The organism is Demequina sp. B12 (assembly GCF_028823635.1).
Taxonomy (GTDB): domain Bacteria; phylum Actinomycetota; class Actinomycetes; order Actinomycetales; family Demequinaceae; genus Demequina.
Genome location: NZ_JAPEHU010000002.1, coordinates 611,891 through 629,703, shown reverse-complemented (window position 1 = coordinate 629,703; position 17,813 = coordinate 611,891). Strand labels below are relative to the sequence as shown.

General features: G+C 63.5%; 17 protein-coding genes. 15 read left to right on the top strand and 2 right to left on the bottom strand.

What is annotated here, in order from left to right; translation table 11 throughout:
• The first annotated feature begins 116 nt into the window (after nucleotides 1-116).
• Genes ON058_RS07485 through ON058_RS07440 form a run of 10 tightly spaced genes read left to right on the top strand, consistent with a single transcriptional unit; the run spans nucleotide 117 to nucleotide 11,024 of the window.
• Nucleotides 117-1,919, top strand: a complete 1,803-nt coding sequence (locus ON058_RS07485) for a hypothetical protein (RefSeq protein WP_274668398.1) — start codon at nucleotides 117-119, stop codon at nucleotides 1,917-1,919.
• A complete protein-coding gene (locus ON058_RS07480) occupies nucleotides 1,916-2,929 on the top strand; it encodes an HAD-IIA family hydrolase (RefSeq protein WP_274668397.1) in 1,014 nt (337 codons plus the stop codon). Before ON058_RS07485 ends, ON058_RS07480 begins: the two co-directional genes overlap by 4 nt.
• Nucleotides 2,926-3,096, top strand: a complete 171-nt coding sequence (locus ON058_RS07475) for a hypothetical protein (RefSeq protein WP_274668396.1) — start codon at nucleotides 2,926-2,928, stop codon at nucleotides 3,094-3,096. The genes ON058_RS07480 and ON058_RS07475 overlap by 4 nt, the downstream gene beginning before the upstream one ends.
• A 3-nt stretch (nucleotides 3,097-3,099) precedes the next feature.
• On the top strand, nucleotides 3,100-3,924 hold the full coding sequence (locus ON058_RS07470; protein WP_342453010.1) for a TlyA family RNA methyltransferase: 825 nt from the start codon (nucleotides 3,100-3,102) through the stop codon (nucleotides 3,922-3,924).
• Nucleotides 3,924-4,844 (top strand): NAD kinase, encoded by a 921-nt coding sequence (locus tag ON058_RS07465; RefSeq protein WP_274668395.1) that lies wholly within the window; start codon nucleotides 3,924-3,926, stop codon nucleotides 4,842-4,844. The genes ON058_RS07470 and ON058_RS07465 overlap by 1 nt, the downstream gene beginning before the upstream one ends.
• Nucleotides 4,808-6,538, top strand: coding sequence for a DNA repair protein RecN (recN, locus tag ON058_RS07460; protein ID WP_274668394.1), 1,731 nt, complete (start codon nucleotides 4,808-4,810; stop codon nucleotides 6,536-6,538). The genes ON058_RS07465 and recN overlap by 37 nt, the downstream gene beginning before the upstream one ends.
• 5 nt (nucleotides 6,539-6,543) lie before the next feature.
• Nucleotides 6,544-7,698, top strand: a complete 1,155-nt coding sequence (gene steA / locus ON058_RS07455; protein ID WP_274668393.1) for a putative cytokinetic ring protein SteA — start codon at nucleotides 6,544-6,546, stop codon at nucleotides 7,696-7,698.
• Complete coding sequence (locus ON058_RS07450) at nucleotides 7,698-8,630, top strand: copper transporter (RefSeq protein WP_274668392.1); 933 nt, start codon at nucleotides 7,698-7,700, stop codon at nucleotides 8,628-8,630. Before steA ends, ON058_RS07450 begins: the two co-directional genes overlap by 1 nt.
• 55 nt (nucleotides 8,631-8,685) lie before the next feature.
• Nucleotides 8,686-10,374 (top strand): CTP synthase, encoded by a 1,689-nt coding sequence (locus ON058_RS07445; RefSeq protein ID WP_274668391.1) that lies wholly within the window; start codon nucleotides 8,686-8,688, stop codon nucleotides 10,372-10,374.
• Nucleotides 10,371-11,024, top strand: a complete 654-nt coding sequence (locus ON058_RS07440) for an NUDIX domain-containing protein (RefSeq protein WP_274668390.1) — start codon at nucleotides 10,371-10,373, stop codon at nucleotides 11,022-11,024. Before ON058_RS07445 ends, ON058_RS07440 begins: the two co-directional genes overlap by 4 nt.
• Here the strand turns inward: ON058_RS07440 and ilvA are convergent.
• Complete coding sequence (gene ilvA, locus ON058_RS07435; RefSeq protein WP_274668389.1) at nucleotides 11,021-12,280, bottom strand: threonine ammonia-lyase; 1,260 nt, start codon at nucleotides 12,278-12,280, stop codon at nucleotides 11,021-11,023. The genes ON058_RS07440 and ilvA overlap by 4 nt on opposite strands.
• A 14-nt stretch (nucleotides 12,281-12,294) precedes the next feature.
• On the bottom strand, nucleotides 12,295-13,209 hold the full coding sequence (locus ON058_RS07430) for a heme A synthase (protein ID WP_274668388.1): 915 nt from the start codon (nucleotides 13,207-13,209) through the stop codon (nucleotides 12,295-12,297).
• A gap of 192 nt (nucleotides 13,210-13,401) precedes the next feature.
• On the opposite strand from ON058_RS07430, the gene ON058_RS07425 reads away from it, so the two are divergent.
• From ON058_RS07425 to sufC, 5 genes are read left to right on the top strand one after another with little or no spacing between them, the layout of a single operon-like run.
• Nucleotides 13,402-14,052, top strand: a complete 651-nt coding sequence (locus tag ON058_RS07425) for a metalloregulator ArsR/SmtB family transcription factor (RefSeq protein ID WP_274668387.1) — start codon at nucleotides 13,402-13,404, stop codon at nucleotides 14,050-14,052.
• 2 nt (nucleotides 14,053-14,054) lie between these two features.
• A complete protein-coding gene (gene sufB / locus ON058_RS07420; protein WP_274668386.1) occupies nucleotides 14,055-15,491 on the top strand; it encodes a Fe-S cluster assembly protein SufB in 1,437 nt (478 codons plus the stop codon).
• Nucleotides 15,488-16,690: a Fe-S cluster assembly protein SufD gene (gene sufD, locus ON058_RS07415; protein ID WP_274668385.1), complete on the top strand. Its 1,203-nt coding sequence runs from the start codon at nucleotides 15,488-15,490 to the stop codon at nucleotides 16,688-16,690. The genes sufB and sufD overlap by 4 nt, the downstream gene beginning before the upstream one ends.
• Nucleotides 16,687-17,025, top strand: coding sequence for a non-heme iron oxygenase ferredoxin subunit (locus ON058_RS07410; protein WP_274668384.1), 339 nt, complete (start codon nucleotides 16,687-16,689; stop codon nucleotides 17,023-17,025). Before sufD ends, ON058_RS07410 begins: the two co-directional genes overlap by 4 nt.
• Before the next feature lie 22 nt (nucleotides 17,026-17,047).
• Nucleotides 17,048-17,803 (top strand): Fe-S cluster assembly ATPase SufC, encoded by a 756-nt coding sequence (gene sufC / locus ON058_RS07405; protein ID WP_274668383.1) that lies wholly within the window; start codon nucleotides 17,048-17,050, stop codon nucleotides 17,801-17,803.
• Nucleotides 17,804-17,813 lie beyond the last annotated feature (10 nt).

The following is a 17,813-nucleotide window of genomic DNA, read 5'->3' as shown; positions in this document are numbered from 1 at the left end:
GCGGGACACCATTTCACAGAAGGGCCGCCCCCACCAGGGCGGCCCTTCTGCATTTAGGGCACTATTGACTTTGACGAGCGCGAAACACGCTGCACGTCGATGAGGAGCACAGCACGATGGCTGACACATCTGAACAGGGACGTGACCGAGACGACAATCGCTCACGCGACGAGCGTGGCGAATCACCGCGTCGCTCCTACGGGAACCGTGACAGCCGCGACAGCCGCGGCACAGGCTCGCGGCAGTCCTCATCACGGGACGGACGCGCACGCTACGAGGACCGGCCCGGACGCAACTCTGGTAGCGGCAACGGTGCGCGCCGTGATGAGCGCAACTCAGAGCGTCCCCGGCGCGACGGCGGTCAACGCAGCGGTAGCTCCGCCGGGCGAGACGACCGTCCGAACAGCGGCTATCGTTCCGCCTCACGTGGCTCAACTTCTCGTCCCGGCAGTGGCTATGGTCGCGGCTCTGGCCAGGGCGGCTCCCGTGACGAGCGGGGCTCCGGCTTTGGGACCCGTGACAACCGCCGGTCCGAAGGCAACGGAGGGTACCGCTCGAACAGGAACAGCGACAGCGGTCAGGGGCGCTACGGGCGCCAAGACGATCGCGGCGACCGGGCTTTCCGGTCTGGCTCGTCCGGACAACGTCGTGAAGGTCAACGCGACTATGGTCGGGAGTCTGACCGGGGCCCACGCCAAGGTGGCGGACGTCGGGACGAATCACGCGCCTATGGCGACCGGCAGTTCAACGATCGTTCTCAAGGTGAGCGGCGCTCTGGAGCCCGCGGTCGGAGTGATGAACGCCGGCCAGGGCGTCCCGACGGTAGCGACCGTCGTTACTCCAAGGATGGTCCGGCCCGCGGAGACCGTCCTTATGGGGGCCCGCGCCGTGACAACAGCGACGGAGACCGCTCCTACGGTGGTCGCACCGGGGGGCCGCGTTCCTACGGCGGACGGTCCGGCGGTGAACGGTCGTCTGGCGGCAGGTCTCAGCGCGATTGGCGTGACAGTGATGACCGCCGTGGCGGCAGCCGTACCTACGGGGGACGCGACCAAGTCCGTCGTGATGACCGGCGCAGTGAGCGTGAGGATGGTTCTCGTCGCGGAGACCGGACGACTGTCCGGCCGGTCACGGACGTTCCCGACATTCCCGAAGAGATCTCTATCGGCCAGCTTGACCGTAGCGTACGGTCGCGACTACGCACCCTCAGTAAAGACAACGCAGAAGACGTGGGCCGTCACCTGGTGATGGCGGGTATGCTGCTCGATATCGACCCCGAACTGGCATACAAGCATGCGCAGGTTGCGGTCTCGCGGGCAGGACGCGTTGACGTCGTGCGCGAAGCAGGTGCCGTCGCGGCTTACGCGACAGGTCGCTATGCGGAAGCCCTCCGTGAGTTCAGGACGGTTCGGCGTCTCAACGGCTCGCATGAGCACCTGGCGTTGATGGCTGACTGCGAACGCGGCCTCGGTCGCCCGGAGCGAGCCATTGCACTCGCCCGTGAACCAGAGGCAGCAACGTTGCCTCCGCGACAGCGAGCTGAGCTGGACATCGTGGTAGCTGGCGCCCGTATGGACATGGGTAACGGCGATTCGGCGCTCGTGGGTCTTGGCCGCATCGTTGCGCCGGATTCGGAAGTTCAGCAGCAGGTCGACGCAGCGCGAGCTGCAGTGTTGCGGTCGCTTGGCCGTGACGAGGAAGCCGCAGCGATCGAGGCAACTCTGCCAGTGCCGGAGGCCCCTGAGGATCCTTGGGCAGATGACATTACTCTTTATGACACCGCCGAACTGCCCGATCCCGACGAGTTCGAGGAAGAGGACGACGCCGACTACGACGACGATCCTTCCGATGGTGCAACTGTTGCGTCCGCAGAAGACACGACCGTATCGGGTGAGGCAGAGCGCGAGGACCGCGCGTGACGTCTCTACTCGGGTCTGACAAGCCTTTGTTCACTGCGCACGACGCTGCCTTGGTCGATCTCGACGGCGTGGCGTATCGCGGTGCCCACGCGATTCCGTCGGCCCCGGCTGCGCTTCAGGCTGCTCGTGATGCAGGGATGGGCATTGTCTTCGTCACCAACAACGCCAGTCGCGAACCCAGCGCTGTCGCAGCACATCTCACTGAACTGGGGATGACCACAGCCGAGCATGAGGTACTCACCGCTGCGCAAGCGGTGTCGTTGATGGTGCGAGACGCTTTGCCTGCGGGCTCGCCTCTCTACGTTGTGGGGGGTCAAGGATTGCGGACCGCGCTGACGGACGTCGGCATGGTGCTCGTGGAATCGGCCCAGGACAACCCTGTGGCGGTCGTGCAGGGGTTCAATCCTGATGTGTCATGGAAGGAACTGGCAGAGGCTTCGTACGCGATCCGTCAAGGTGCCCAGTTCTTCGCTTCCAACATGGATCTCACGATTCCCAACGATCGAGGTGTCGCTCCGGGGAACGGCTCGCTGGTCAATGTCGTCATCACGGCGACTGGCGTGACACCCCCGAGCGCAGGGAAGCCTGCGCCAGCAATGTTCACCTTGGCTGCCCAGCAGGCAGGCGCGTCGAGTCCTATGGTGATCGGCGATCGTCTCGACACCGATCTCAAGGGCGCGCGTGCCGCGGGGTTCCCTGGGCTGCTTGTTCTCACCGGTGTGAACGACGGGCGTGACGCAGTGTTGGCCCCTCCGGACCAGCGTCCCGCATACATCGGCGCCACGATGGAGTGCCTCGCGCACCCGCATCCTCACCCCCGCAACATCGACGGCGTGTGGTGGGTCAACGAGGCTCAGGCCTCGGTGCAAGACGGTGACCTGACCGTCGACGGTGGCACGGAACTCGATCGAGTTCGTGCGGCTTGTGTCGCGGCATGGGCGAGTGCGGACGCTGGACAGCCGGTGCGGGTTGAGACGCTTCCCAACCTGGGCGTATCCTTCCAAGCATGAGCGAATTTCCTGAACAGCGCGAGCCCCTGGGGGAAGTCTCCTACCCGTCGGAGGTGCGTGAAGCACTGCGTGCGGTGACGGAACTTCCTTCCGATCTGGGTGAACAGGCAGACTTCTTCGACAAGATTCAGTCGTCGCTGTCGAATCGGCTGCGCGAGGAGCAGTAGGCCCTGAGCATCCGTCTCGATCGCGCACTTGCCATGCGTGGTTTGGCGCGGTCGCGCTCCCACGCACAACAACTCATCGACAGCGGCCTAGTGACGGTCGTCGGTGAGACGCGCCCAAAAGCATCGACACGTGTCGATGACGCCACGGTGATCGAGGTGGGAGAAGGCGCTGCGCACTACGTTTCCCGAGCGGCCCACAAACTTGTGGGCGCATTGGATGCGTGCTCACCCTTAGGGCTAGAAGTCGAGGGCCGCGACTGCCTTGATGCGGGGGCATCGACAGGAGGGTTCACCCAAGTTCTTCTCGACAGCGGCGCGCGCCACGTCACTGCGGTGGACGTGGGCCATAGCCAGCTCGCGTCGCAGATTGCGGATGACGCCCGCGTGACAGTGGTGGAGCGCACGAACGTCAAGGACCTGGACACGGGCTCACCCGGGGCGGGTGCGTCGCTTGTTGTCGCGGATCTGTCTTTCATTTCGCTAACGCATGTGGTCCCGGCGCTGGTGCGTACGGCGGCGCGCGATGCGGATTTTGTGTTGATGGTGAAGCCTCAGTTCGAGGTGGGGCGATCCAAGTTGTCCAGTCGGGGTGTGGTGACGTCTCATGCTGACCGCCAGGCTGCAGTTCTGGCAGTGGCGTCGTGCATGGAGGCGGCCGGTCTGACTCTTCACCAGGTGTCTCGTTCACCGCTGCCAGGGCCTGAGGGCAACGTGGAGTTCTTCGTGTGGGGCTCAGGAGCATGGCAGGCTAGTAACCGCACAGGACGGCCACAGTTGACCGGGGAAAGCCTGGTCTCGCGGATTTCGGAGGAGGTGACCCGTCCCTGATGAACCGGTCGGTTTTGGTGGTGACTAATCCCCACCGCCCAGAGATTGTCGAGGCCACGGCGGCGGTCGAGCGCGCCCTCGCTGAGGTAGGCATTCAGGTAGTGCACGACCCCGCGCAGGCTGGTTCGGCAGAAGCGGCGATCGTCTTGGGTGGAGACGGCACCATGCTTCATGCGGCGCACCTTACTTATGGGATGAACATTCCGCTGCTGGGGGTCAACCTTGGAAGGGTGGGGTTCCTCGCTGAACTGGATCGGGACGATGCCGCGGCTGCGGTTCGCCATCTCGCGACGGGGGAGTATGCCACCGAGGAGCGGGGGACTCTTGAGGTGAAGGTCACCCGAGCCGATGGCTCGGTGGAGTCCGGATGGGCTCTCAACGAGGTGACGGTTGAACGCGTGGAGCGGGTACGGACGCTTGAGGTGAGCCTCGCTGTCGATGACCGTCCGTTGTCGTCTTTTGGGTGCGACGGGATCGTGGTGTCGACGGCGACGGGCTCCACCGCACACGCATTCTCTGCTGGCGGGCCAGTGATGTGGCCCGACGTCGATGCCTTGTTGTTTGTGCCGTTGGCGGCTCATGCACTGTTCGCACGCCCCCTGGTGGTGGGACCGGACTCACGGTTCAGAGTTGAAGTGGTGCCCTCGTCTGACGCAGCCGCTCAGGTGGTTCTCGATGGTGCGCGCGCGATCGATGCGGGTCGTGGCTGCGTCATTGAGGTGGCGAAAGGCGAGCAGACCGTCACGCTCGCACGTCTGTCCGATGCGCCGTTCACTCAGCGCCTTGTCGACAAGTTCTCGTTGCCCACGGATGGTTGGCGAGGCGAGCGCGCCCGCCAAACACCCATCGGGAGGGAAATTGAGAGCCAGGAAACACGCAGTGCGTGGACGCCGTCAGAGTCGTCCCGGGACGAGTCATAGTGCTTCACGAACTGTCGATCGCTGACCTTGGTGTCATTGAGTCTGCCCGCATCGAGTTGGGCCCTGGCCTCACTTGTGTGACCGGTGAGACTGGCGCCGGTAAGACCATGGTGTTGACGGGTTTGGGGCTCATTCTGGGCGCGAAGAGCGTTCGGGCCACAGTGAGGGAAGGCGCTCGGGAGGCGTTGGCTGAAGCGGTGATGGATGTCCCGCAGGAGTCGGAGTCGGCTGCGCGCCTTGACGATGCCGGGGTTGTCGTGGACGACGACGGCACCGTGGTCGTGGCGCGTACGGTGGGTGCGGAGACTCGGTCACGGACCGTCGTTGGCGGCCGGACAGTTCCACAAGCATTGTTGGCGGAGGTTGCCGCAGAATTAGTGACTGTTCATGGGCAAAGTGACCAAGCCAGGTTGAGGTCTGGGGCGCGTCAGCGCGACACCCTCGATGAGTATGCGGGAGCTCCGCATTCGGGTGTGATGACGAAGTATGCGCACGCTTGGCAGGCGTGGAAGCAAGCGACTGCTGAGCTCGCCGTGATGGAAGAAGGCGCGCAGGCCGAGCGTGCTGAGGTCGCACGCTTGCGTGACGATGTGGCAGCGATCGATGAGATTAGTCCGCAGCCCGATGAAGACACTCGTATCGAGTCCCAGATTCGGGTGCTGGAGAATGCGGAGTCAGTGCGCCTCGGCGTTGCTGCGGCGCACGAGGCGCTCGCCGGCGATCAGGACTTCACCGCAGCTGTCGCATTGGAGAATGCACGGAAGTCGCTGAGCGAAGCTGCGATGCACGACGAGTCGCTGGCGGCTTTGGAGAAGCGCGTCGCGGACTTTGCGTATGGCGCGGCAGATGTGGCGACGGAGCTCTCGTCCTACTTGGATGGCATGGATGCGGAGAGCGCATCACTGAATGAGCTCCACGAGCGCCGCTCGGATCTTGCAAGCCTGATGCGCCGCATCGGAGTCATTGATGTTGCGGCGGTGGTGGAGTATGCCGAACGGGCACGTCCGCGAATCGCGCTGGATGACGACTGGGATGCGACCTTGGAATCCCGTCGGAAGGCTGTCGCCGAAACTCTTGAGGCGCTTGAGTCCGCGGCCGTGGAACTCCGTGAGTCACGCCTACGTGCGTCAGCAGAACTTGCGGCCGCCGTGCAGCGTGAGCTTGCTGAGCTCGCGATGCCCGACGCGCGTGTGGGCGTGGAAGTCGTGGCGGCTGAGCCTGCCGCGCACGGTGCCGACACCGTCACGTTCACGCTGGCCGCACATCCCGGGGCAGCGCATCGGCCGCTCGCAGAGGCTGCGTCCGGTGGTGAACTGTCACGCGTGATGCTCGCGCTCGAAGTCGCCCTCGCAGAGGCATCATCCGGGGACCGCTCCCGCACCTTCGTTTTCGACGAAGTTGATGCCGGCGTGGGCGGTCGTGCCGCGCTCGCTGTCGGCAACCGTCTGGCACAGCTCGCTCGGACCCATCAGGTGGTGGTGGTGACTCATCTGGCGCAAGTGGCGGCGTACGCCGACACGCATGTGGTCGTGGCGAAATCAACGGATGGCTCCGTCACCAAGGCACAGGTGCACGTCGTGGACGGCGAGGCTCGTGTGGAAGAGGTGGCGCGCCTGTTGTCGGGACAGGAGTCCTCGACTACTGCACTCGCCCACGCCCTTGAGCTGTTGGAGGGCTCCCGCGTGGCACGATGAGCCACATGAGTCGTTCCTCCACACATGCGGACGCGAACGACGGCTCTGTGACCGGGCCCGTGAGGATTGAACCGAGCCCCGTGGTCTTGGCGCGCCGCTTGCGCCGTGGCGACATTGCCGTCATCGATGTCCTGGATCTTGATCAGGGTGCCGCTGAAGCGCTTGCCGCGCGCAAGCCTGCCGCTGTGATCAACGTCAGTCCGTCGATCTCCGGTCGCTATCCCACCGGTGGGCCCCGGGTCCTCATCGAGGCGAACATTCCCTTGGTCGATGCTGTGGGTGCTGCGGTGCTCGACTTGAAGGAGGGTGGCACCGTCACAGTCGCCGGCGGCGATGTCTATTCGGGTGAGGACGTAGTCGCCTCTGGCAATGTGCTGGACGCGGACTCCATCACAGACGCCATGACGCAGTCTGCCGAGGGAATGCGTGTGCAGTTGCAGATGCTCACCGCGACGGCGATGGAGCAGATCGCCCGTGAAGGCGATGTCCTTCTTGAGGGTCAAGGACTGCCCCACACCGGCGTGGACCTGACCGGGCGCCATGTCGTGATCGTCGCGCCGGGTTTTCGGCATCGGTCTCAACTTCGTGACATCCACCGTTACATGAGAGATGTGCGTCCGGTGGTCATCGGTGTCGGTCATGGAGCTGACGCGGCTCGCGACCTTGGGCCTTCGGCAAGCATCATCGTGGGTGACATCGAAGGAGTTGACGAGGAGACTGTCCGGGCTGCGTCACACGTGGTGTTGCATGACCCTCACGGGTCCGATGCCGGCGTGATCCGGGCTGAGGCGCTGGGCGTCGATCACTCGTCGGTTGAGTCGACGTTGTCTGCTGCCGATGTTGCGATTCTGCTTGCCCATGCCGGGGGAGCGGAGGTTATCGTGACGGTGGGCGTCGAGTCCGAGCTGATGGATTTCTTGGAACGAAGCCCTGCGGAAGGTGCGGGGACTTTGCTGAGCCGGATGCGCGCCGGCGGAAGCCTCATCGATGCTTCCACGCTGGCTTTGGTGTACCGGCATCGGTATGGCGCCTGGACGTTGGTCACGCTTGTGGTCAGCGCCGCGCTGGCGCTGTGTGCCGCGATCTGGATCACCCCCGCGGGGCGCGCTTGGGCGGAAAGCGTGTGGAATGGTCTGACCGGCTGGATTGGCGGCGCGTGATGATCGATTTCAGGTATCACATCGTCTCTTTGGTTGCCGTGTTTTTCGCGTTGGCAGTCGGAATCGTGCTGGGGAACGGGCCGATGCGTGATGCACTCATCGGGGATCAAGCAGAGACCATCGCGTCGCTCGAGGACGAGACATCTCAGTTGCAGACGGAACTCGATGTGCAGGCCGACTCGGCGGCAGCTGGAGAGCAGTTTGCCGATGAAACCTCGACCCGTCTGTTGGCCGGCGCTTTGGGGGAGGTCTCGGTGGCGACGCTCGACGTGGGTACTCCTTCGACATCCGACTCTCAGGGAATCCGGGACCGTCTGGTGCAAGCAGGTGCGGCTCTGACCGCTCAGGTCGTGGTTGAACCGGCGTGGACCGACCCACAGCAAGTGGCGTTCCGAAACTCGTTGGCATCGACAGTTGCCTCACAGGTCGTGGGGTCAACTGACGACATGACGAGTACGACGGTGCTTGCTCACGCGCTTGCGCAGGCGCTGATGCCAGGTGTGGTGCCCGTGGGTGCTGAGGGGGATGACTACGCGGCCGATGCCGAGGAGCGTGCAGGGGCGCTGTTTGAGTTGCTGGTCGATGCAGAGCTGGTGTCGGGAACGGTGACGGCTCCTTCGAGTGCGGTGGCAATGATTGCGGGGCCCGCGGACGAGGAAGCCGGTGCGGACTCTGCCGTGTACGCCGAGATCGCTGGGGTGTTGGGTCTTTACGCAGACGGCATTGTTGCTTCTTCAGGTTTGGCCTCGAGCGGAGACCTGCCCACCGCGATTGCGAACTCGCCATCTGCCTCGCCCGTGGTGTCGACTGTCTCTACTGGTACTGGGTACTTTGGCCAGATCTCCTCGGCTCTTGCTTTGGCAGAGAACATTGGTGGATCCGTGGGACAGTACGCCGTCGGAGGCGAGTCGGCGTACGTGCCAACGCCTTAACGAATGTTGCGTGTTCGGCGTCACGGTGGCGCGGTCGGTGTTAGAGTTGAAGCCCGTGGAGCGATCTCGAATTTCAGCTAATACGGACCATGTCACCCGGCACATTTTTGTCACGGGAGGCGTTGTTTCTTCCCTTGGTAAGGGCCTCACCGCATCCTCATTGGGACGCCTGTTGCGTTCCCGTGGACTCCGCGTGACGATGCAGAAGCTCGACCCTTATCTCAACGTGGACCCGGGCACCATGAACCCGTTCCAGCACGGTGAAGTTTTCGTCACCGACGATGGCGCGGAAACAGACCTCGACATCGGCCACTATGAGCGTTTCCTGGACGTGAAGTTGTCGGCCAGTTCGAACGTGACGACCGGCCAGGTGTACTCGCAGGTGATCGCGAAGGAACGTCGTGGCGAGTACCTGGGCGACACCGTTCAGGTCATCCCGCACATCACTGATGAGATCAAGCGACGCATGCGCGAGCAGGCTGGCCCCGACTGTGATGTCATCATCACTGAGGTCGGCGGAACAGTAGGTGACATCGAGTCGCAGCCGTTCCTTGAGGCCGCACGCCAGGTGCGCCACGATGTGGGCCGCGACAACGTGTTCTTCCTTCACGTCTCGCTCGTGCCGTTCATCGGCCCGTCTGGTGAGCAGAAGACGAAGCCGACGCAGCACTCGGTGGCCGCGTTGCGATCGATCGGTATTCAGCCCGATGCCCTGGTGCTGCGCTCGGATCGTGACATTCCCGCTGGTGTGAAGGCCAAGGTGGCCTTGATGTGCGACGTCGAGAACGATGCCGTGGTTACCGCCAAGGACTCGCCCAGCATCTACGACATTCCCAAGGTGCTGCACTCCGAAGGCCTCGACGCCTACGTTGTGCGCCGTCTCGACCTTCCCTTCCACGATGTGAAGTGGGGGGCATGGAATGACGTTCTTGACCGCGTCCACCGCCCCGCACACCACGTTGAGGTGGCGCTCGTCGGCAAGTACATTGATCTGCCCGACGCCTACCTGTCCGTCTCGGAGGCCTTGCGTGCAGGCGGCTTCCACCACAGTGCCAAGGTGCACTTGCGCTGGGTTGCATCCGATCAGTGCCAAACGCCCGAGGGTGCCCAGGAAGCCCTGAGTGGTGTCGATGCCGTGTTGGTTCCTGGCGGTTTCGGGGTGCGTGGCGTGGACGGCAAGATTGGCGCGCTTCGCTGGGCCCGCGAGAACAAGGTGCCTACGCTTGGCATTTGCTTGGGTATGCAGACCATGGTGATGGAGTACGCCCGCAACGTCGTGGGCCTCGAGGGTGCTTCGAGTTCGGAGTTTGACCCGGAGACGCCCCACCCCGTGGTGGCAACGATGGAAGAACAGCAGGCGATTGTCTCGGGCGACGGTGACCTCGGTGGCACGATGCGCCTAGGCGAGTACCAGGCGGTTCTGAAGCCTGGTTCCGTTGCTGCTGAGACCTACGGCGCGTCCCAGGTGGGTGAGCGTCACCGCCACCGCTACGAAGTCAACAACAAGTACCGTGCACAGCTGGAAGAAGCCGGCTTGGTGGTATCAGGCGAGTCTCCTGACCGCGAGCTCGTGGAGTTTGTGGAGCTTCCTAAGGAGGTCCACCCGTACTACATCTCGACGCAGGCACACCCTGAGTTCCTGTCTCGTCCTACGAAGGCCCACCCCTTGTTCGCCGGTCTCATTGGCGCTGCGCTTGAGACGCAGCGAGCCACTGCTGAAGCAGGAGATGCTGGCGCGTCGTGAGTGAGTCGTTTGCGGTGGAGGACGTCCCTGCCAGCAGGGACGTGCTCCACCGCCACGAGCGTTTCCACGGCAAGGTGTGGGATGTCGTGTCCGACGAGATCGACCTGGGCGAAGCCGGTGTTGTCACACGTGATTACGTGCGTCACACCGGCGCTGTCGTCATCGTGGCATTGAACGATGCCGGTGAGGTCTACCTCGTGCGGCAGTACCGACACCCGGTTCAGGCCGAATGCTGGGAGCCGCCTGCGGGGCTCCTTGACGTCGCTGACGAAGACCCCGTCGATGCTGCGCGGCGCGAGCTTCACGAGGAGGCCGACCTCACTGCCCAGCGGTGGGACACGTTGGTGGACTACTACCCCTCCGGCGGCGGCGTCTCTGAAGCAGTTCGCGTGTACTTGGCTCGGGACCTCGGTGAGGTCCCCGAGCATGAGCGTCACGAACGTGAAGACGAAGAACGGGACATGATCGGCGCGTGGGTCCCACTCGACGACGCTGTAGCCGCAGTCATGGCAGGCAACGTCCATTCGTCGTCTGCCGTGGCAGGTCTCCTTGCAGCACAGATCGCGCGGCGCGATCACTTCGCCTCCGTGAGGCCGGCTGATGCGCCGTGGATGCGTCCAGAGGCAACACGCCTCGTACGTCGCGACTAGCCTTCTGCCACCTCAGGGGCGAAGCCCGCGGCACGTAGCGATGCCAGTACTTCTTCTTGATGGTTCGGACCGCGTGTTTCCACACTGATGTGCAGGATCACGCCGCTCACGGTCAGGCCCAGGTCATGGCGGGTGTGGAGCACCTCGATGACGTTAGCGCGCACGTTGGAGAGGATCGCTGACACCTGCGCAAGTTGGCCTGGACGGTCCGGGAGTGGAATGCGCATGGTCATGTAGCGTCCCGAGGCAACGAGTCCTAGCGCGATGATCCGCTGCATGAGCAGCGGGTCAATGTTGCCGCCAGACAGCACGATGCTTGTGGGACCGTGTGCTTCGACGAGTCCGCCCAAGACAGCCGCGATACCTGCGGCCCCCGCGGGTTCCACGACGAGCTTGGTCCGTTCCAAGACCGTCAACACCGCACGTGCAAGATCATCCTCGGAGACGGTCACAATGTCATCAACGAGGTCGCGCACCAGGGGATAGGTGACCTCGCCCGCTCGCGCGACGGCAATGCCATCGGCGATCGTGCTGTCCCGAGTAATCGACACCGGTTCTCCTGCCGCCAACGCAGCAGGGAATGCGGCCGACGCGGCGGCCTGCACCCCGATCACCCGAACCTGACGGCCATCGCGGGCGGCACGTTCTTTGACCGCAACCGCGATCCCGCTGATGAGTCCACCGCCGCCCAGCGGCACCACCACGGTGTCAAGATCCGGGACGTCGTCATAGATCTCCAGGCCGACAGTTCCTTGGCCAGAAATCACATCGGGGTGATCGAAGGGGTGGATCATGGTGGCGCCAGTGGCTGCGGCGTGCCGGTACGCGAGCGCGAGACACTCTTCCACTGTGGCGCCGTCGGTCACGACTGTGGCGCCGTAGCCTTTCGTCGCTAGCAACTTGGGCACCGGTGCACCGAGCGGCATGAAGATCGTGGCGTGAATGCCCAGCTCTTGGGCTGCGAACGCGACACCTTGAGCATGGTTTCCTGCCGATGCGGCGACCACACCATGCGCCCGCTCTTCCGCGGTGAGGCGGGATAGCCGGTAGGTTGCTCCGCGCAGTTTGAACGAGCCCGTGCGTTGAAGATTTTCCAACTTCATCGTGACAGGTGCGCCAAAAGTCGCGCTCACCATCGTGGCGTGGTCGAGCGGGGTCCGTTGCGCAATGCCGTCGAGAATCCGGGCAGCGTCTTCGATCGACGCCAGGGTAACGAGGGAGGGGGAAGAGTTCACCGGCGGTGTCACCTTCTTCACGGGAGTTGTGTGTGTTACCGATTGCGAATGAGGTAGTGGCTAGCAGCGTGTGCCGCAGCAAACACTCCAATCCCCACGAGGTGAAGCGCGACGACCGCCTCAGGCAAACCGGTGAAGTACTGGATGTACCCGATGAGCCCCTGAGCCGCAGTGACAACTGCGAGGACAAGCCACGCCTTGCGTACTTCATCGCGAGGCCCCACAGAGCGGTCACCACGGACCCGCCACACCAAGAGCGCGAACACGACGAGGAACGCCCACACAGCCACCGCGTGGGCACGTGCGATCAACGCAGGATCAAGCGCAAGCCGTTCCGTAGCCTCAATGTCGCCCGAGTGGGGGCCCGCCCCAGTGGTGAGAGCCCCGAGGACCAGAATCGCGGTCACGCAGAGGGCGAGGAGTCGTTGGTGCCAGATCACCGAGCGCCCCGCACGTCGAGGAGCGTTGCGGTACGTCAGGGCAAGCCACACGGAGAACCAGACCAGGATCGTTGACAACAGCAGGTGCGGAGCGACCACGAGCGGGTGAAGGTCGACGAGCACTGTGATGCCACCGACGACCGCTTGAACGATGACACCGATGCCCGGTACCAGTCCCCACCATTTGAGATCAGGGCGGTTGCGCCACACTGCGATTGCGACCCCCAGTGCCACGATGACGAGGACGAAGGTCAGCAGCCTGTTACCAAATTCGACCGCAGGGTGAAACCACTGTTCAGGGTGGAACTCCGGAGTGAAACGGCCTGGCTCGCATTGGGGCCACGTCGAGCAGCCCAACCCAGAGCCGGTCAGCCGGACAATGCCGCCAGTGACGATGATGCCTGCCTGCGCCACGATGTTGGCGAGGATGAAGCCACGGCCGTGTCTCGCGATCCATTCAAGGATGGCCAAGAACGCACGCTGAACGGTCGCGAAAAGTCTGCTGAACACGCCACCATCTTAGATTCGTCTGCGCAACACCTGGCACGGCGGCACGTCGGGTCATCAGCTGGCGCCTACACACGCTGCTGTCGGGAATTTTCGCAACCCACAACTTAGGCATACCTTGCTTGCCGGGAAGGAATTTGGCAACAACAATGTTGTCTACATAGCCACCCCAGCCCAGCATCTAAGGAGAGATCCATGACGACCGACACCACTCGTGACCGAGTGCTCGGCTTGATTGCCTCCGCGGGGCCGATCACCGCGTCGACCCTTGCTGACGAGCTGGGTGTGACGGCCGCGGGTGTGCGCCGACACTTGTCTGCGCTCATCGCTGACGGTCTGATCGAGGACCACGAACCCCCAGGCCAGCACGCGCGTGGACGCGGTCGGCCGGCCAAGTCCTACGTGGCGACGACCGAAGGCCAGCGATCGCTGACGTCGGCATACTCGACCGTTGCGGTCGATGCTGTCGCCTTCATGCGTGAGCACGGCAATCTCGACGCTTTCGTCGAAGCCAAGGCTGCAGAACTTGAAGGCCTTCTCGAAGGCGCTGTCCCCGCTGACGCGCCGATGGAGAAGCGTGTCGAGTTGATGGCGGCCGTGCTCGCAGAGCAGGGGTACGCTACTTCGGTTCGTCCGGGCCCAGGCGGATTCACCGTTCAGTTGTGTCAAGGCCATTGCCCGGTTCAGTCCATCGCTGAGGAAGCGCCCGAGTGGTGCGAGGCAGAAACTCGTGCGTTCTCACGCGTCCTCGATGTCCATGTCCAGCGCCTGTCAACTCTGGCAGGCGGAGCACACGTGTGCACCACGACCATCCCCGTCGCCCCGGCGGCACTGAAAGAAGGATGACCATGAGCACCCCCACCGACAATGCGCCCCAGGCGACCGATGAGGAGATCATCGCGTCAATTGGCGGCTACGAGTACGGCTGGCACGACTCTGATGAGGCCGGTGCCATCGCGCAGCGCGGCCTCAACGAAGACGTGGTTCGCAATATCTCGGCTCTCAAGAATGAGCCCGAGTGGATGCTGAACCTGCGTCTCAAGGGTTTGAAGATGTTCGACAAGAAGCCGTTGCCTCACTGGGGCTCGGACCTGTCCGGCATCGACTTCGACCGCATCAAGTACTTTGTGCGTTCAACTGAGAAGCAGGCGACTTCGTGGGAAGACCTGCCCGACGACATCAAGGCGACGTATGACCGACTCGGAATTCCCGAGGCGGAGAAGCAGCGCCTGGTTGCCGGTGTGGCCGCTCAGTACGAGTCTGAGGTCGTTTACCACCAGATCCGCGAGGACCTGGAGGAGCAGGGCGTGATCTTCGTCGACACTGACACCGGACTTCGGGAGTACCCCGAACTGTTCGAGCAGTACTTCGGCACAGTGATCCCGGTTGGCGACAACAAGTTCGCCGCCCTCAACACGTCCGTGTGGTCGGGCGGCTCCTTCGTTTACGTTCCCCCGGGCGTCCACGTTGAGATCCCGCTCCAGGCGTACTTCCGTATTAACACGGAGAACATGGGCCAGTTCGAGCGCACGCTGATCATCGCGGACGAAGGCTCCTACGTCCACTACGTCGAGGGATGTACCGCACCGATCTACTCCTCTGACTCGCTGCACTCCGCAGTCGTGGAGATCGTCGTCAAGAAGAACGCCCGCGTGCGATACACGACCATCCAGAACTGGTCCAACAACGTGTACAACCTCGTGACCAAGCGTGCCACCGCTGCTGAGGGCGCCACCATGGAGTGGGTCGACGGCAACATCGGCTCCAAGGTCACGATGAAGTACCCCGCGATCTACATGCTCGGTGAGCACGCTCGCGGAGAAACCCTGTCGATCGCCTTCGCAGGCGAGGGGCAGCACCAGGACGCCGGCGCCAAGATGGTGCACGCGGCCCCGAACACGTCGAGCTCGATCGTGTCGAAGTCCGTAGCCCGCGGCGGCGGTCGTACTTCCTACCGTGGCCTGGTTCAGGTCCTGGAAGGTGCCAAGAACTCGAAGTCGAACGTGCTGTGCGATGCGCTGCTCGTCGACCAGATTAGCCGGTCTGACACGTACCCCTATGTCGACGTCCGTGAGGACGACGTGCACATGGGGCACGAGGCTTCCGTCTCGAAGGTGTCCGAAGACCAGTTGTTCTACCTCATGTCCCGCGGTCTGGATGAGACCGAAGCCATGGCGATGATCGTCCGCGGCTTCGTCGAGCCGATCGCGCGCGAACTTCCTATGGAATACGCGCTCGAACTGAACCGCCTCATCGAACTGCAGATGGAAGGATCCGTCGGTTGACCGTCACTGACCACTCCCGAGCCACTGCCGACGCCGCGCACACGCACGGCCTTGGCACCCCCAGCCCCGACGCATCGCGTGCTGACCGTCCGACCTCTTTCGAGGTTGCCGACTTCACCGTCCCCACGGGACGCGAAGAAGAATGGCGATTCTCGGCACTGAAGGACATCAAGCCGATGCTCGCCGACGAAGCCGCCGATGGCCACCTTGAGTGGGATGTCCCGGCACTTCCCGCGGGTGTGACGTTGACTGATGTTGACGTGGCGACCGCGCGAGAGCGTTCTGTTCGTGCCCCTGGCGACCGCGCATCGGCCGTAGCCGTGGCGCACTCCGGCGGCGCGCGTGTCCTGTCCATCGCTCCGAACACCGTGGTCGATGAGCCCATCCAAATCACGGTGACCGGCACCGGTCAGGACGTGCGTGGACACCTCCTGGTCGAAGCAGGTGCGTCCTCCGAGGCGACTGTCATCATCGAGCGCAAGGGCTCCGCAACGTACTCGGAGTTTGTCTCCGTGGACCTCGCCGATAACGCAGGACTGAACCTGGTTCTCCTGCAGCTGTGGGACGAAGACGCCGTTCACGCTGGTGAAGTGGTCGCCCGTCTGGGCCGCGACTCACGCCTGCGCGGCTCGGTCGTCACCCTCGGCGGAAAGTCGGTGCGCCTCAACACCTCGGCAGCGTTCGCTGGCGAAGGCGCGCGCGTCGACCTGTTTGGCTTGTACTTCGCGGACTCAGGACAGCACCAGGAACACCAGTTGTTCGTCGACCACGCGGTGCCGCGCTGCACCTCGCGTGTGACGTACAAGGGTGCGCTTGCCGGCAAGACTGCTCGCACCGTGTGGATTGGTGATGTGCTGATCCGCAAGGAAGCAGAAGACACCGACACCTACGAGCTCAACCGCAACCTGGTGCTCACCGACGGCGCACGCGCCGACTCGGTGCCTAACCTCGAGATTGAGACGGGCGAGATCGCGGGTGCTGGTCACGCATCGGCCACCGGACGCTTCGATGAAGAGCAGATGTTCTACCTGCGTTCACGCGGCATCTCTGAAGACGAGGCGCGCAAGCTTGTGGTGCGTGGCTTCTTCGCGGACCTCGTCCAGGAGATCGGCGTGGCCAGCGTTGAGCAGTCGTTGATGAAGGCGATCGACCTCGAACTCGAGCACGTCAACGAGGAGCTCGCGGAGACGCAAGCGTGAGCGAGCAACTCGCCTGCATGGTGTCCGACCTCGAACCGGGGTCAGCGATGGATGTCGAGCTGACGCTCGCCTCCGGTTCTGACACGCCTGTCGCGGTCGTGCGCAGCGATGACGGCGACTTCTATGCGATCGGCGGTATGTGCACCCACGGTGAGGTACCGCTCGGCGAGGGAGACGTCGAAGGCTGCTTCGTTGAGTGCTGGGCCCACGGCTCACGCTTCGACGTACGCACCGGAGTGCCGGACGAGTTGCCTGCCGTGACGCCTGTCGCGACCTACCCCGTTCGTATCGACGGCGAGCGCGTGCTCGTAGACGTCGACAACCCCAAGTCTTAAGAAGAGTGAATCAAGGAGCATCATGAGCACCCTGGAAATCAAGAACCTCCACGCCTCCGTGGAGACCCCCGAGGGCACCAAGCAGATCCTCAAGGGCGTCAACCTGACCATCAACTCCGGCGAAACCCACGCCATCATGGGCCCCAATGGCTCCGGCAAGTCGACTCTCGCCTACGCAATCGCTGGTCACCCCAAGTACGACATCACCGAGGGCTCCGTGTTCCTCGACGGTGAAGACGTGCTCGAGATGAGCGTGGACGAGCGCGCCAAGGCTGGCCTGTTCCTGGCCATGCAGTACCCCGTCGAGGTACCGGGCGTGTCCGTGTCGAACTTCCTGCGTACCGCAAAGACCGCGATCGATGGCGAAGCACCCAAGCTCCGCACGTGGGTCAAGGACGTGAAGGGTTCCATGGACAACCTGCGCATGGACGCCTCGTTCGCAGAGCGCAACGTCAACGAAGGATTCTCGGGTGGTGAGAAGAAGCGCCACGAGATCCTCCAGATGGAACTGCTGTCGCCCAAGATCGCCGTTCTCGATGAGACGGACTCCGGCCTGGACGTCGACGCACTGCGCATCGTCTCCGAAGGAGTGAACCGCGTCAAGGAGAACACCGGCCTCGGCGTCATGCTCATCACCCACTACACGCGCATCCTGCGGTACATCAAGCCTGACTTCGTCCACGTGTTCGTGAACGGCCAGGTCGCGGAAGAGGGTGGCCCCGAGCTCGCAGAGCGACTCGAGGCAGAAGGCTACGACCGCTACCTGGTCGAGGCGTAAGGACCCCTTC

Excerpts from the sequence above, each read along its gene's own strand:
- sufB (WP_274668386.1), top strand. The coding sequence starts at position 14,055 with ATGAGCACCCCCACCGACAATGCGCCCCAGGCGACCGATGAGGAGATC.
- steA (WP_274668393.1), top strand. The coding sequence starts at position 6,544 with ATGAGTCGTTCCTCCACACATGCGGACGCGAACGACGGCTCTGTGACC.
- ON058_RS07425 (WP_274668387.1), top strand. The coding sequence starts at position 13,402 with ATGACGACCGACACCACTCGTGACCGAGTGCTCGGCTTGATTGCCTCC.
- ON058_RS07475 (WP_274668396.1), top strand. The coding sequence starts at position 2,926 with ATGAGCGAATTTCCTGAACAGCGCGAGCCCCTGGGGGAAGTCTCCTAC.
- sufC (WP_274668383.1), top strand. The coding sequence starts at position 17,048 with ATGAGCACCCTGGAAATCAAGAACCTCCACGCCTCCGTGGAGACCCCC.
- ON058_RS07465 (WP_274668395.1), top strand. The coding sequence starts at position 3,924 with ATGAACCGGTCGGTTTTGGTGGTGACTAATCCCCACCGCCCAGAGATT.
- ON058_RS07485 (WP_274668398.1), top strand. The coding sequence starts at position 117 with ATGGCTGACACATCTGAACAGGGACGTGACCGAGACGACAATCGCTCA.
- ON058_RS07450 (WP_274668392.1), top strand. The coding sequence starts at position 7,698 with ATGATCGATTTCAGGTATCACATCGTCTCTTTGGTTGCCGTGTTTTTC.